We start from the raw sequence: 15,050 nt of genomic DNA, 5'->3' as shown, positions 1-15,050 counted from the left end.
ATTATGAAAAGGTATTTAGACCGTAACATAGGATGCCGTTTTATCAGATGATTCATTGCAGTTTCTAAACGTTCAGCAGTTAAACCCTTAACCCGAGCACAAAATGCACTATTATTTTTTCCCCGTTGGGTTGGGTTAATTTGATATTGAAACCAACGACTATTCTGAGCTTCAGATAAGGCAAATGGTTTCATATTTTCAGGGTGATTCACTTTATATAGCTCCCTTTTTTTATATGCATATTAAAAAACATAATAATTGTTCTATTAAATTAGTAATTACCTTTACACTTAGATAAAATGATTATGGAACACTCAAACAAATAGCAAAAACCTAGCCCTGGTTATTGCGAGAAAATACTGGCTGTTTTTTCATTTTGAGCTGTTATTTCCCGTCAGAGAACACGAGTGAAAATATTTAACATGTTACTGAATTTGGTGTTTATTTGGGTGTTGATATATTTTATTACCCCTTATTATCAGATGTGGAATAAATAAAAACCAATAAGAAATTTTGTAATAATTATTATTTGATATATTATTTGTTATGAGAGTAATTAATGATGTTTCAAGTAAGAAATTATCTTTAATGAACTTATTATTAATATTTTTATTCTCAAATCAAGAGGTAAAATAGATAAGATGAGTGTGTGGAATTATGTGATGAAATTATTGCAAGGGAGGATTATAATTAAAATGCATTGATGTTAAGTCCATTGGTTTAAAACTATTTCGTTGCTTGATTAAGTGAATGCCTTACAAAGCAAGGACTAAAAATTTACCATATATATTTTACGCTTAAATTTGTAAAAATAGCTTATTTGTTTATTTAAAATAACTTTAGATTATCAATGCAGTTATGAACAATTTCAAGTTTAAATTAAAAAAGAGAATGGATAATGAAAAAGTCAATAATTAAAACTGAAATTCCTGGACCAAAATCAAAAATTGCTTTACAAAAACAAGTCCAATGGGAGTCCGATGCAATATCTTATCCGAAAAGATTACCAATAGCTTTAGACAGCGCGTGTGGTTCTTACGTGCAAGATGTTGATGGTAACGTATTTATCGATTTTTTATTGGGAGCAGGGTCATTACCATTGGGGCATTCGCACCCAGAATTAGTGGATGAGGTATGTAAACAGGCGAAAAAGCTAAGTCTTGGTTTAGATTTTCCTACACCAATAAAAGAAACATTTACTGAAGCGCATTTTAGTATGTTATCTGAAAAGCTGCGGGATTCTTATAAACTACATTTTTGTGGGCCTACAGGAGCTGATGCAGTGGAAGCTGCAATTAAATTAGCTAAAGTATCAACAGGTCATCAGGAAATTATCAGTTTTAGAGGTGGATACCACGGATGTACTACTGGCGCTTTAGCAGTCACTGGCAATCGCCAAATGAAGAAAGATTTTTTGGGCTTGATGCCAGGAGTACATTTTTTCCCCTTTGGCTCAGAATCACATTCTCAAACCAGTTGGGTGATGAATTCACAGCAACTTGATGCTGGCATGTTTCTGGAATCTGCATTAAGGGATGCAAACTCAGGCCTTGGAAATATCGCAGCAATTATCCTTGAATTAGTACAAGGAGAAGGTGGTCTTTATGTTGCCGAAAAATCTTTTGTATCTAAAATTTATCAATTATCGAGAGAATTCAATATTCCTCTAATTATTGATGAAATTCAGACAGGTTGTGGCAGAACCGGGACGTGGTATGCATTCGAACAGTATAATATAGAGCCTGATATTTTTGTCACATCAAAAGGAACCAGCGGAATAGGGCTTCCTTCATCATTAATGTTTTATAAAAAAGCATATAAAAATTGGCTGTCAGGAAATCACATAGGTACATTTAGAGGAAATCAGCTTGCTTTTAGTGCGGGAGTAAAAGCTATTCAAATAATTAAGCAAGAAAACATACTGGATAATGTAAAAGCGATGTCTTCAATAATCATTGAGAAATTGAATGCATTAAAAATTAAATTTCCATTCCTTGGTGAAATTCGTGGGAAAGGCCTTATGTTAGGGGTGGAAATATTAGATCCTAAGCTCGAAGATGCTGATGAGAAAAGTGCTAAAGAATTGCAGAAACTGGCATTGCAACATGGACTTATTACTGAGCTTGGTGGCCGTAATGATACTGTTCTTCGGTTATTACCTCCATTAAATATTGATATTAAAACCGTAAACGAAGCGTTTCAAATTCTTGAAGAGGTTTTTGTTTTTTACAATAACATGACTCACAAAAAAGGATAATGTTAATCCGGTGTCTGTTACGTGGTATGATAAAAAAGATATTTAGGCACCGGGATAATATTACACGGTTCACTCATCCCAATCACATCGTTATCTATGCGCTTGGGGATTACTCCCTTGCTGCCGCGCTGCATCTTGAAACCCAATAGGGTATAAATGATTAATGTTATCTTTTAAGTAAAAAGGTTTAACTGTGAAATCTAACTTCTGGAGGAAGGTTTATCTTTTTGTATTGAATAGCCTATTGATTTTATTACTTACAAGCTGTGCACAAAGTAGTTTTATATTAAATCATTTTACTAAAAATAGTTTCATGAAAAACAAGTGTTATTTGTTCAAAAATCAGGAGAAACTGATGGCACATCGTGTGAAGCAAATATCAGGTAGTGAAGAAATCTATCTTTGTCGTACTAACACCTCTCATTCTGTGCCAGAAATTTCTCAGGCTTCTGCACATTGGATTGACAGGCAGACGTTATTATGGTCAGGAGGTGAAAGTAAATCTGTTATTCGCTTATATCACAACCAAAGTAATAAGGTAGAGGCCAATGACCAGGGTTATTTTACTGATAATTATCTGACACTCACACCAACAGTTTTAAGTCAGGAAACAGTAAAAAAATTCCCACATTTGGCAAAGTGGCCAGCTTTCCGCTTGCCTGAAAACGTGGATATTGATCGACTCCTGACCGGAGATTTGGTGGTTTTTTCGGCCAATGAGCAAGGTCTATTTATATCGGCAACTCAAGTACAAACGGCGGGGGTATTAGACGATCGTTTCGCCGATGCGGCTGATAAATTGGAATATGGGGCCAGGATCAATAATAAAGGTGTGATTTTCAGGTTGTGGGCACCCACGGCACAAAAGGTAAGTTTGATTATCTATGATCAAAATAAACAGGTTATCGCTAATCATGTCATGCAACGTGATACAGCCAGTGGTTCCTGGTCATGGCAAGGTGACAAGAAATTGATTGGAGCTTATTACCGCTATGCCTTACAGGTCTATCATCCTCAATCTCGCAATGTAGAACACTATGAAGTGACCGATCCCTATTCTTATAGCTTGTCTGCTAATTCGGAATATAGTCAGGTCGTCAACTTGAATGATGAAGTGTTAAAGCCCCACAACTGGGATAACCTGTTGGCACCACATCCACAAAATACGCCAGCCGATATTGCACGTATGACCATTTATGAAGCGCATATCCGTGATCTTTCCGCTTCAGACAGTACGGTGTCCGTAGCCTGGCGTGGTAAATATCTGGCACTGACTGACAATAACAGCGATATGTTCAAGCATCTTAAGGCATTAAGTCAGGCGGGAATGACTCATATAGAACTGTTGCCTGTGTTTGATATTGCTTCCATCAATGAATTTAGTCATCAGGTGGCTGATCTCGATCATCCTTTTAGCCGTCTGTGTCAAATCAATCCCATAGTGAAGAACAGTCGTTTTGCGGCATTTTGCCATAGTTCATTAACTGTGAGGGAGGTTTTGCAGCAGTTGCGGCGTGATGACAATATCAATAATCCGCAAGTGCAAGAATTGAATACGATGGTGGCAAAAACGGATTCTTATAACTGGGGTTACGATCCGTTTCACTATTCAGTACCAGAAGGCTCTTATGCTACTGAGCCGGAAGGTTCTGTTCGTATAAAAGAGTTTCGTGCCATGGTGCAGGCCATCAAGCAACAATTGGGAATGAACGTAATCATGGATGTTGCTTACAACCATACCAATGCAGCAGGCCCGACATCCAGAACATCGGTGTTGGATAAGATTGTACCTTGGTATTATCACCGTTTGGATGAAATAACAGGCAAGGTTGAAAATAATACCTGTTGTTCTGATACTGCGCCGGAGCATCGCATGTTTGCCAAATTGATCGAAGATTCACTGGTGACATGGGTTAAAGATTATAAGATAGATGCGTTTCGTTTCGATTTAATGGGTTATCATCCTAAAGCACAAATGATATCAGCGTTAGAAAAAGTACGGGCGATTAATCCATCGATCTACTTTTTCGGCGAAGGGTGGAATTCTGGGCAGGATGATCGATTCGAAACAGCTTCTCAAATCAATCTTAAAGGAACTGGCATTGGTACTTTCTCTGACCGATTGCGTGATGCGGTGCGTGGCGGTGGGCCATTTGATATTGCCGACAGTATCCGCAGTAATCAGGGGGTCGGTAATGGTGCTGAAATATTGCCTAATGAAATTTCCAGGTTAGATGCCGATAACGTTCGTCATTTATGGGATCTGGTTCGGCTTGGCATGGCTGGTAATCTGGCTGATTTTGTCATGATCGATAAAGACGGGGCAGTGAAAACAGGTAGCGAAATTGATTATAAGGGCGCTATTGCGGGTTATGCATCAGCCCCGCTTGAAGTACTGAATTATGTATCTAAACACGATAATCAAACATTGTGGGACATTATTAGCTATAAAGCTGCCTATGAAGCGGATTTGATAACACGGGTTCGTATGCAGGCGATCTCCCTGGCTACAGTATTTCTTGGGCAAGGTCTGGCTTTCGATCAACATGGATCAGAATTATTGCGTTCAAAATCCTTTACCCGTGATTCTTATAACGCTGGCGATTGGTTTAATCGTGTTAGTTATGACTATAAGGACAATAATTATGATGTGGGGCTGCCAGCACAGAGTGATGATGGTAAGAATTACCCACTGATTAATCGTGTGAAAAATCAGGTGAAAAAACCAGGTCAAAATGAATTATTACAGATGATGGCGTTTTATCAGGAGTTATTGCAGTTACGTCAGTTTTCACCATTGATGGCTCTTGGTAATGGCGCTGTTGTCAGACAACGTGTCGATTTTGTTAATGTTGGTCCTCAGCAGCAAATGGGCTTAATGGTCATGACGATTGATGATGGCAATATGACTCCACGTGATCTTGACTGGCGGTTTGATGGCTTGGTTGTCGTTATTAACGCTGCATCTTGGTCTGTGACTGTTAAAGATCTTAATGTCAACGGATTGAAATTAAATGATATTCAACGTGAATTGGGCAAGACATCTTTGGCAGCAGGGATACGGATCACTGAGGATGGCGAAGTAACAATGCCCGCATGGTCGGCAGCCGTACTGGTTTTACCGCAAGAAGGAATGCGTGGAACAGGTTTACCTGTTCGTAAGAAATAACAAAACCGGGCAAGCTGTTTGAGTCTCTTGAGCGAATATTTTACCTGATGCTGTAAGGCCCCGTTATTCACTGTGGGAAGAATGTTAATAACTGGTCAGGCATGAACCGATAACCGACCCCTGTTTCTGTCAGTCAATGTTTAGGGCGGGCAGGGTCGGTTTGTAGCTTCAATTAAGCTTTGTTTGATATACCACATGCGAAAGACTGCCAATCTTTCCCTTCACGAACAACGTCAAATAGGGTTGACGAAGCCGCATGAGGAGATAAAATCCTTAGAAATATCATCCTGGCTATATTCAAAAATGAGTTGCTTAGTACCTATTCCTTCCGAAGCAGATAAAGCGTTGTTGATCATTCAAAAGCAATTAGCGGAATCGCTGGTAGCTGTCTATCTTCATGGTTCGGCTGTGGCTGGCGGTCTTCGTCCTCGCAGCGATGTAGATTTGCTCGTAATCATTGACCGGCCGATGACGTCTGTGGTTCGGGAATGTCTTGCTGCCGATTTAATGATAATATCGGGCCGATATCCTTCTGATCCTGATGGACGTCGTCCTGTTGAACTGATTGTTTTTTTGCGCTCCGATCTTGCTGTATCGCTTTATCCAGCCCGATGCGAATTCATTTACGGTGAATGGCTACGTTGCGAATATGAGGTGGGCGAAATTCCCAAGTCTGTTTGTGATCCAGAATTGACCTTGGTGTTGGCTCAATCACGACAGGAAGCGATACCTCTGGTCGGCCCGGACGCGAGCAGTCTTTTGCCCGCTATTCCGGGTTCGGACATACGTCGAGCTATTAAAGATGTCTTGCCGAGTTTAATTGAAACGCTACAGGGAGATGAACGTAATGTTCTGCTAACGCTGGCGCGTATGTGGCGAACATTAGTTACTGGAGAGTTTGTCTCTAAGGATGTTGCTGCCGATTGGGCGGCTGCTCGCCTTCCTGCCATACAGGCCGCAGTTTTAGCCGATGCGCGGGAGACCTATTTGAGAGGAGGTGAAGAAGATTGGCGAAATCGTCAGCAAGAATTGCAGCTCACGGTAAGTTCACTGCACAATTGTGTGCTAACGAATCTATGACATACCACCGGTAATTTGGTGAGTAAGTTATTTAATCCATGGCAGTTATATATTTCCATAAATCTTCTCAAGCTACGCCGTAAATTAACCGCGTAGCATTGTCGATCTTTATTTAGTTTGAATCAGTATGTGGGCTGCTTCTGCCAGTACATCACGACGGGCTTTAGCGTTTTTATCGCCAGGTTGAGTGAAATAAGTGACCAATACTAATGGCGCTCTGTTTTCCGTCGGCCAGATCACGGCAATATCATTGGTTGACCCGTAGTCACAGAGACCCGTTTTATCTCCCACAACCCAATCTTTTGGTACTCCGGCACGAATACTGGCATCACCCGTTGTATTTCCTTTTAGCCATTCTGCCAGTTGCACACGTTGATTGGTTGCTAACATATTACCTAAGGTCAACTTGTATAAACTTTCCGCCATAGCTTGAGGTGTCGATGTATCACGTTCATCACCCGGTTTGACTAAGTTCAATTCAGGTTCTTTGCGATCTAACCGGAATTTATTGTCGCCGATAGTACGGGCAAATTTTGTCAAACCACGCGGGCCATCTAATTGGTCAAGTAGCAAGTTCATAGCTGTATTATCACTATATTGCAAAGTTGCTGCGCTCAACTCTGCTAATGTCATACCGCTTGCAATATGTTTTTCGGTAATCGGACTATATTCAACAACATCGGATTGTTTGTAGTTGATACGCTGGTTCAGTAAGTTTTCATCTTTTTCGCTTTTTTTCAAAAGCGCAGAGGCTGCCATAAATTTACTGGTACTGCACAACGGAAAACGTTCGTTTGCCCGATAACCGATGGTTGAATTGTCTGCTGTATTGATTAAGAACACACCAAGATGCCCATTAGCACTTTTTTCTAAGGCGATAAGTTGATTAATAATCTGTTCTTGTTGAGCCGTATTAGGCTGAGTAGGGGATGCCTGGGAAGGTGAAGTCATTAATGCACTGAATAAAGGTAAAATTGCTGCGGTAATGCGCGTGAATTTTAGTGTAAGAAGTTTCATATGAAAATCTGAATAATTGTTTAATATTTGTTGTAAAAATGCCGCTTATAATAGCGGCAGTGTGTTTATTGTTCTGGAAGTCCCGTTTTATTGGGTATTTCTCTGCTAAGTTTTACTAACAAGTTTAACTAACAGGGCGTGCCACAATATTACGGGTTTCCATTCTGACTTCTTCAAGACGCACATTGATAATGTCATTCAGACGATAAACTGTTTCGCCTTTAATTAATACGGAACCTGTTTCTTGGCTGCATTGAAGTTCATCACGAACAGCATGCAGGAATGGGCCTGGGACAAAAGCAATTGCGCCATTGTCAACCAGGCGAACACGCAATCCACCACGAGTGATATCAATAATTTCAGCGGAAAAAGTTTGATCCGTACCAGCGTGAGGGGCAAGAAAACGGGCATAGAGCCAATCGCCTACATCACGTTCAGCCATACGATTTGCCCGTCGACGCTCGGATAATTGCAGGCAAATTTCTTCGGCTGGCTTTTCTGCTTCTGTTTGTTGAATAATCGCTTTCAGCAAACGATGGTTGATAATATCGCTGTACTTACGGATAGGAGATGTCCAGGTTGCATAAGCATCAAAACCGAGTCCAAAATGTGGGCCGGGTTCTGTTTTGATTTCCGCAAAAGTCTGGAAACGGCGAATACGGCTATCGAGGAATTGCGTCGGTTGTTTATCCAGTTCGCGACGCAATTCGCAAAACCCTTCTAATCCCAACAGAGTTTCATGGCAGGTTTCAATATTGTGTTCCTTGAGCACTTCAACAACGTGCTCAATTTGTGCTGGTTCAAATCCAGTATGAACGTTATAAATACCGAAACCTAATTTATCGCGCAGGATTTTTGCCGCACACAAGTTAGCCGCGATCATTGCTTCTTCAACAATGCGATTGGCGGAGCGGCGCTGCTCGATAACAATATCAGCCACATTCCCCCCTTCATCAAGAATAAACCGATAATCTGGTCTTTCCTTGAACACAAGGGCGTGCTGTTGGCGCCAGTTGTTACGGCGCTCGCACATTTCTTTCAACAGTGTGATTTGCTCAGCAACAGCATCAGAACCCGGTTTCCAACCATCCTGGCCTTCCAGCCAGTCAGAAACTTCGTCATAAACTAATTTGAACTTCGATTCGACCCAGGCTGTGAAAAATTGAAGATCATCACCTAGTTGCCCATCTTCCAGAATGGAAACCTGACAAACCAGAGCAGGGCGTCGGGCATTTGGACGCAGCGAACACAAATCATCAGATAGTTCGCGGGGCAGCATAGGAATATTAAAACCCGGCAGATAGTTGGTGAAACTACGCTGGTAAGCGATTTTATCCAGTTCACTGTCAGCTTTGATATAAGCCGTTGGATCAGCGATGGCGACGGAGAGTTTTAAACTTCCGTCATTATTCCGGGCGATGTGCAATGCATCGTCCATATCTTGAGTTGTTGCACTGTCAATGGTCACAAAATCAAGAGAAGTCAGATCAATACGTTCAAAAGAATTATCATCCAATTGGCAATCCGTCATAGCGGGTGCTTCACGTTCCAGATTATGACGTGTCAGAGTAACCCACCAGGGAGCGAAGTGGTCATCACCACGGGTGATATAGCCTGTTACCTCTGCATGGAATCCACGATCACCTTTCAATGGATGACGCTTCATTTCAGCAACAGCCCAATCACCATTTTCGAAATTATGGGTCACTGTATTGGCCGGTCGGCAAGGGATAGCGTCTTTTAACAATGGGTGATCAGGAACAATCCATAGACGGTTATCGTTTTCTTTTTTCTGGATCCTTCCTACAAAACGGGACAAGAAGGGTTCAATAAGCGTTTCTGGTTCAGCGATCTCTTTTTCTTTGTCGGTGTGAATAGCGGCTGTGATGCGGTCACCGTGCATCACTTTTTTCATATGAGGTGGTGGAATAAAGTAACTTTTTTGACCATCGACTTCCAGAAAGCCGAAGCCTTTTTCAGTTCCTTTGACTAAACCTTCTACACGCAAGGTTTGAGCGTGAAGTTGCTGTTTTAGCTGAGCAAGCAGCGGATTGTTTTGAAACATAATAATCAGGAGAGTTATGGAGTTATTATTGGTAATTTTGGGTAACAGTTTTACGCGAATCAAGGTTATGGAGCAAGTAACATCTTATCAAAACACGAAAAACTGTCAGCAAAGACTAATAATTATACTGTTTATGTTTGGCTGGCCGTAGAGGTTTTTCTGGTTGCAGTATGCCACATTTTCCGCACTGATTTATTGCACCAGCGATCAATAAAAATCGCTGGCACTTGCTTGAAGAATACATCTTCTTAAAAAACTGAGGTCGAATGAACTCTGGCCTTTCAATACACAGAATCTCAATACACAGAATTGATATGCTTCTAATTTTTACTTACCCAGTAGTGGAAGTTGAGCCAGCATGGCTTTAAGGTTAATGGCATCCCAGGGAAGATGTTCAGAAATAGTCAGACCGACTGTCTTTGTGTCAGAAGTAGCGCGATTGATTAAGCCCACAATATCTGAAATAGTTAACTTGCCTTATATTCCAGTGGCGTATGTATACAGGCAATTTTACTGTACTAATAAAATCAGTATCACTATTCCCCATCAGGGCACCGAGAACATGGGAGTGAGCGTTTTTATACTGAACCGGAGTTTGCACATCAGGGTGTGAATCAATCCACAATATCCCCAGTTTATCTGTATATTTTTCATTCAGCCAAGAAAATGGCGCAAGAGAGACAAGACAATCTCCCCCCCAGTACAACAACAGAATCAGGAGAATGCTGCTCAATTAATTGACGTGCAATGGATAATTGTTCAGTTAGTACAGAACGTCCCACTATTCCATTTTCCTCCCTGGGCGGGATTTCTGACGGTGGAATTACAGGGACTTCCTCAACAGGTCCGGCAGATTGTGGGGCAAGCCACGACAAAAGCTTTGCACCTAAATAATAGGGAGGATTATTTCCTCCTTGCCACTGAGGAAAAATTAATCTTAACGTTTTATTATTTCTATTGGCCATAATATTCGGCTCCTTTAATAAAAATGATTCGCTTGACAAAAACTTAATAATCCGGTATTGACTCAGATCTTAAATCTGATAATTCAGTAACCTGATAATTTTCTGATGAAATGACGACAAGTAGTGTTCAAAGTGAAATTTTATCAAGATTATTTTTCTCCACTTATGCTATATAAATCCATTTAACTTGAAGATGCTGGTTTTAAATAAATTACACCCAGAAAATCCGATTTTTTTGTTATCCTTATCATCGAAGATAATATCTTATATCTGCGCAAAAAATAGCTGTTTATTTTAAATTCCCAATTATATTTTGGTGGGGAATTTCTTGAAAATTTTCTCTGATTTTTTTATCACAGGCAGCTATTATCATTGCTATTGTGTTCATCATTTTTTTAATGTCTCTCTTCGAAAAAAAGCGAATAAATTTTTTCCGGCAATGAAATTTGCATCTTCAAGTTAAGTGAGTATATATTATTGCACGATTGGGCGTAATAATATTTTTATTGATTGTATATATTTTAATACCCAAGAATGTAACCTAATTAAATAATTCGATTTATTATAAGTAAAATAATTTTAAGCCTGTATCTTGAAGTAGGGAAATCAAATGTCTTCAATGGTTATAAAATAAATTAAGGTTTAAGTATTTTTAATCTGCGATTTTATTGCTATTTATGGGGATAGTAAATGGGTGTTAATAAAAATAGAATATCCTATTCCAATTTATTTGGCTAATTGTTTTTTATTGTTAATAAAATTATTATTTCATAAAGTTAACATTATCACTATTCATCGGGCTATTGTATTTAAAGCTTGATAAAAAGTACTGCCTAAATATTTTGATCCATGTTTATGCATGAATTTTATTTTTCTCCAGTCAAATGAAAAAAGTAAGAAAAAATATTTTTGATGATCCTACAGACTGAATATTTTCAAACAACTAACAGATTCGTTAAGATGAGGTAATAAATGAAAGATAACATTGCTACAATGGGAAATAGTCTTAATGGTGAAGCACTTTCTGGAATAAATACCTTGCAATCACTCACACCCAATGAATTATTTTGGTATCAGCGTCTTGCTGCTTTGCACCCCCTCCAGTTACCTTTCGACATTCCCCATCAGATTGCTGAACCCCGTTGGGCAATCAGCCGTTGGCAGTCCCCGTCTCCCCAAAGTGATCAAAAAGAGCCGTGGCGAATAGTGTTGCAGGCATTTGTTATCTATCTTGCGCGGCTGACTCAGCAGCCGACATGTCAAATCGGCTGGGAGGTAGCATTAAACGATAACCGGGTAAATCTGGCCTCAGTGGTGCCCATGAGCATTGAAGTAGCATGGGAAGATCCGTGGTGTGAGGTAGCTGACGCGGTTGATGATGAACTTACCCGACTGGCGCAACACCAGACATTCAGTTATGACCGCCTTTCTCATTTACCTTCATTGCACACCATCTCTGAATTAAGCACTCATTATCCGTGGTCGATAGCGGTTTCGGTGTTACAGGATGGCAGACAGTGTGCTCAAAAAGCGTCGGGTGAATTGCTGACACTTCAGATAAATGAGCAGGGCGGTTTCCGTTGGATCTATGATGAAAATCGCCTGAGTGCGGAAGTGATTGCGCGCATGGATGACCACTTACAGGTATTGTTGATATCAAAAGGAAGAAGTGATGACATCCCCATTGGGCAGCTTAATTTATTGCCAGAGGCGGAACGGACATTGCTATTGGAAACCTGGAATCTGACTGAAACCCTTTATCCTGAAACCTTGTGTATTCATCAGTGGTTTGAGCAACAGGTACAGAAGACCCCACAGGCTACAGCCCTGGAGTATCAGGGGCAAAAACTGAGTTATGCCGAATTAAACGCTTGTGCTAACCGGCTGGCCCATCAATTGATTGAGCAGGGAATTGAACCGGAGCAACGGGTCGCCATTTGCGTGGCACGCTCACCGTCCATGGTGGTGTCACTACTCGCGGTACTGAAAGCGGGTGGGGCTTATGTACCGCTGGATATTACCTACCCGGCTGAGCGTCTGGCGTATATCCTCAACGACAGTGCCCCATCCGTAATATTGGCGGATGACACCGGACAGTCCATATTGGGTGATAAGATAATGGCTGAGTTGACGGTACTGGACCCGACGATGCAGCCGGATCAGCCGGACAGTAACCCACAGGTTTCGACGTTAACGCCACAGCATCTGGCCTATGTGATTTATACCTCTGGCTCCACCGGGCAGCCGAAAGGGGTGATGGTGGAGCATCAGGCGGTCTATCAGCGTATGCTGGGTGTCAATGAACTGTATGGCGTGACGGCGCAGGATCGGGTATTACAGTTTGCGGCGTTTGCCTTTGATGTCGCAGTTGAGGAGTGTTTCTCCTCATTATGTTATGGCGCTACGCTGGTTATTCGCGATGATAGCTGGCTGGAATCAATGACAGAATTTATCACCTTAGCCCGGGAAAACTGCATTACGGTGATGTTACTGCCTACGTTATTCTGGTCTGAACTGGCCGCCAGAGAGCCGGGATTAGCGCTGCCTGAAGCACTTAGACTGATTATTATTGGCAGTGAAGCCGTGCAGAAAAAAGCCCTTCAGGACTGGTTTGCTCAGGCGGGTCACCGCCCCCGGTTATTAAATGCTTATGGCCCGACGGAAAATACCGTGACCGCCACCTGTCAAGAAGTCTTCTCTTCGGACGATGATCGCTCCATCGGCCGCCCCCTTAGCAATACCCGTATTTACTTACTGGACAGCAATGGACAACCCGTACCGCTAGGCTGCTCAGGGGAAATCTACATTGGTGGTGTGGGGGTAGCGCGGGGGTATCTGAACCAGCCAATTTTAAGTGAAGAACGCTTTATCCCCGACCCTTTTAGCCCCGTATCGGGTGCCCGGATGTATCGTACCGGGGATGTGGCCCGTTATCGGCCGGACGGAAACCTGGAGTTTCTGGGCCGTAATGACCAGCAGGTAAAAATCCGCGGCTTCCGTGTCGAATTGGGGGAAATTGAAACCTGTTTGCTGGAGCATCCAACAGTGAATCAGGCAGCAGTACTGGCACTGGATGATGGGCAAAGTAGGCGGTTAGTGGCTTATATCGTGGCGGAAACTGTGATGGAGGAAGAGAATGACGAGTGGGTAAACAGCTTGCGTACCCATCTGAATACTCTGTTGCCGGATTATATGATGCCGGCAGCCTTTATGCGTCTGGGCAGCTTCCCGCAGACTCCGAATGGCAAACTGGATCGTCAGGCATTACCGGCACCCGACGACAAAGCGTTTGTCCGGCAGGCGTATGACGCCCCGCAAGGGAAAGAGGAAACGATACTGGCGACAGTCTGGAGTGAGTTATTGGACATTAAGCAAATTAGCCGCCATGACAGCTTCTTTGCATTGGGTGGCCACTCCCTGCTCGCGATGCGTATGATTGAGCACCTGCGTCAGCAGGGGTTGGCGCTGGCGGCGAGTGATTTATTTCGGTCACCCGTATTATCCGATTTGGCGAAAATGTTGGGACAGCATCAGACCATCGAAATTCCGCCCAATATGATTACTCCCGCAACACAGCAACTGACCCCGGCGATGCTGCCGTTGGTGGATTTAACGCAGGCAGATATTGACCATATTGTTGAACAAGTGCCAGGTGGGATAGAAAATATTCAGGATATCTATGCTTTATCGCCATTACAGGACGGGATTTTGTTCCATCACTTATTGGCGCAGGAAGGCGATCCGTATTTGTTGACCGTCCAGATGATTTTTGCTGATCGCGCTTTGCTGGATCGTTATGTGGCAACGATGCAACGGATCATCGACCGACACGATATTTTACGCACCGCCTTTGTCTGGCAAGGGATATCGGTGCCGGTGCAGGTCGTCTGTCGTCATGCCACCTTGTCAGTGACAGAGCTAACGCTGGAACCGGCAAACGGCCCGGTCATTGATCAGTTAAGCCAGCGTTTTGACCCGCGCCATTACCGTCTTGACTTGGGTCAGGCTCCTCTTCTGCATTTTGTGGTAGCGCAGGAAACTGATGGCCGCTGGTTCTTACTGGAGTTGCACCATCACCTGATTGGCGACCATGAAGCGCTGGAAATGATGCACCGTGAAGTGCAGTCATACCTGACAGGGCAAGAGCAGAGCCTGCCTGTACCGGTGCCGTTTCGCAATCTGGTGGCTCAGTCCCGGTTGGGGATGAGTCAGGCAGCAGATACTCGTTTCTTTACTGAAATGTTAGCCGAGGTAGAAGAGCCTACGCTGCCATTTGGCTTGACAGAGGTGCATCGTGACGGTTCACAGGTGATGGAATTTCACCAAATGTTAACGCCTGAGCTGAATAATCGCTTGCGCAGTCAGGCCCGGCAGCAGGGGGTGAGTCTGGCGGCGTTGTGTCATCTGGCCTGGGCGCAGGTGTTGTCACAAACCAGTGGACAGGAAAAAGTGGTATTCGGCACGGTATTGTTTGGGCGTATGACCGGCGGCGAAGGA

General features: G+C 42.6%; 10 protein-coding genes. 4 read left to right on the top strand and 6 right to left on the bottom strand.

The window, feature by feature from the left end; all coding sequences use genetic code 11:
• On the bottom strand, positions 1-212 hold a 212-nt coding region (locus AAC147_RS03190; protein ID WP_047685591.1), incomplete at its 3' end, for a condensation domain-containing protein.
• Positions 213-898: 686 nt separating this feature from the next.
• On the opposite strand from AAC147_RS03190, the gene AAC147_RS03185 reads away from it, so the two are divergent.
• From AAC147_RS03185 to AAC147_RS03175, 3 genes are all read left to right on the top strand, one after another.
• Complete coding sequence (locus AAC147_RS03185) at positions 899-2,257, top strand: aspartate aminotransferase family protein (RefSeq protein WP_052189787.1); 1,359 nt, start codon at positions 899-901, stop codon at positions 2,255-2,257.
• A gap of 355 nt (positions 2,258-2,612) precedes the next feature.
• The gene (pulA, locus tag AAC147_RS03180) at positions 2,613-5,426 is read left to right on the top strand and encodes a pullulanase-type alpha-1,6-glucosidase (RefSeq protein ID WP_047685589.1); all 2,814 of its coding nucleotides are present in this window, start codon (positions 2,613-2,615) and stop codon (positions 5,424-5,426) included.
• Positions 5,427-5,729: 303 nt separating this feature from the next.
• Positions 5,730-6,506: an aminoglycoside adenylyltransferase family protein gene (locus AAC147_RS03175; protein ID WP_047685587.1), complete on the top strand. Its 777-nt coding sequence runs from the start codon at positions 5,730-5,732 to the stop codon at positions 6,504-6,506.
• 108 nt (positions 6,507-6,614) lie between these two features.
• Here the strand turns inward: AAC147_RS03175 and bla are convergent, their stop codons facing one another.
• The 5 genes from bla to AAC147_RS20020 all read right to left on the bottom strand — a co-directional run bounded on the left by bla (position 6,615) and on the right by AAC147_RS20020 (position 10,553).
• The gene (bla, locus tag AAC147_RS03170; RefSeq protein WP_369793171.1) at positions 6,615-7,457 is read right to left on the bottom strand and encodes a class A beta-lactamase; all 843 of its coding nucleotides are present in this window, start codon (positions 7,455-7,457) and stop codon (positions 6,615-6,617) included.
• Between the two features lie 190 nt (positions 7,458-7,647).
• On the bottom strand, positions 7,648-9,588 hold the full coding sequence (locus AAC147_RS03165; RefSeq protein WP_047685593.1) for an exoribonuclease II: 1,941 nt from the start codon (positions 9,586-9,588) through the stop codon (positions 7,648-7,650).
• Between the two features lie 327 nt (positions 9,589-9,915).
• Complete coding sequence (locus AAC147_RS20030) at positions 9,916-10,041, bottom strand: hypothetical protein (protein ID WP_420856055.1); 126 nt, start codon at positions 10,039-10,041, stop codon at positions 9,916-9,918.
• Positions 10,013-10,294 (bottom strand): arginase family protein, encoded by a 282-nt coding sequence (locus AAC147_RS20025; protein WP_369793170.1) that lies wholly within the window; start codon positions 10,292-10,294, stop codon positions 10,013-10,015. The genes AAC147_RS20030 and AAC147_RS20025 overlap by 29 nt, the downstream gene beginning before the upstream one ends.
• Complete coding sequence (locus tag AAC147_RS20020) at positions 10,239-10,553, bottom strand: hypothetical protein (protein ID WP_369793172.1); 315 nt, start codon at positions 10,551-10,553, stop codon at positions 10,239-10,241. Before AAC147_RS20020 ends, AAC147_RS20025 begins: the two co-directional genes overlap by 56 nt.
• Before the next feature lie 972 nt (positions 10,554-11,525).
• On the opposite strand from AAC147_RS20020, the gene AAC147_RS03155 reads away from it, so the two are divergent.
• Positions 11,526-15,050, top strand: a 3,525-nt coding sequence (locus AAC147_RS03155; protein ID WP_047685584.1) for a non-ribosomal peptide synthetase, incomplete at its 3' end; no start/stop codon positions are given.

Source organism: Xenorhabdus sp. NBAII XenSa04, from assembly GCF_963866145.1.
Taxonomy (GTDB): Bacteria; Pseudomonadota; Gammaproteobacteria; order Enterobacterales; family Enterobacteriaceae; genus Xenorhabdus; species Xenorhabdus indica.
The sequence above is the reverse complement of the archived record's forward strand: the minus strand, read 5'-3'. Positions and strand labels throughout refer to the sequence as shown.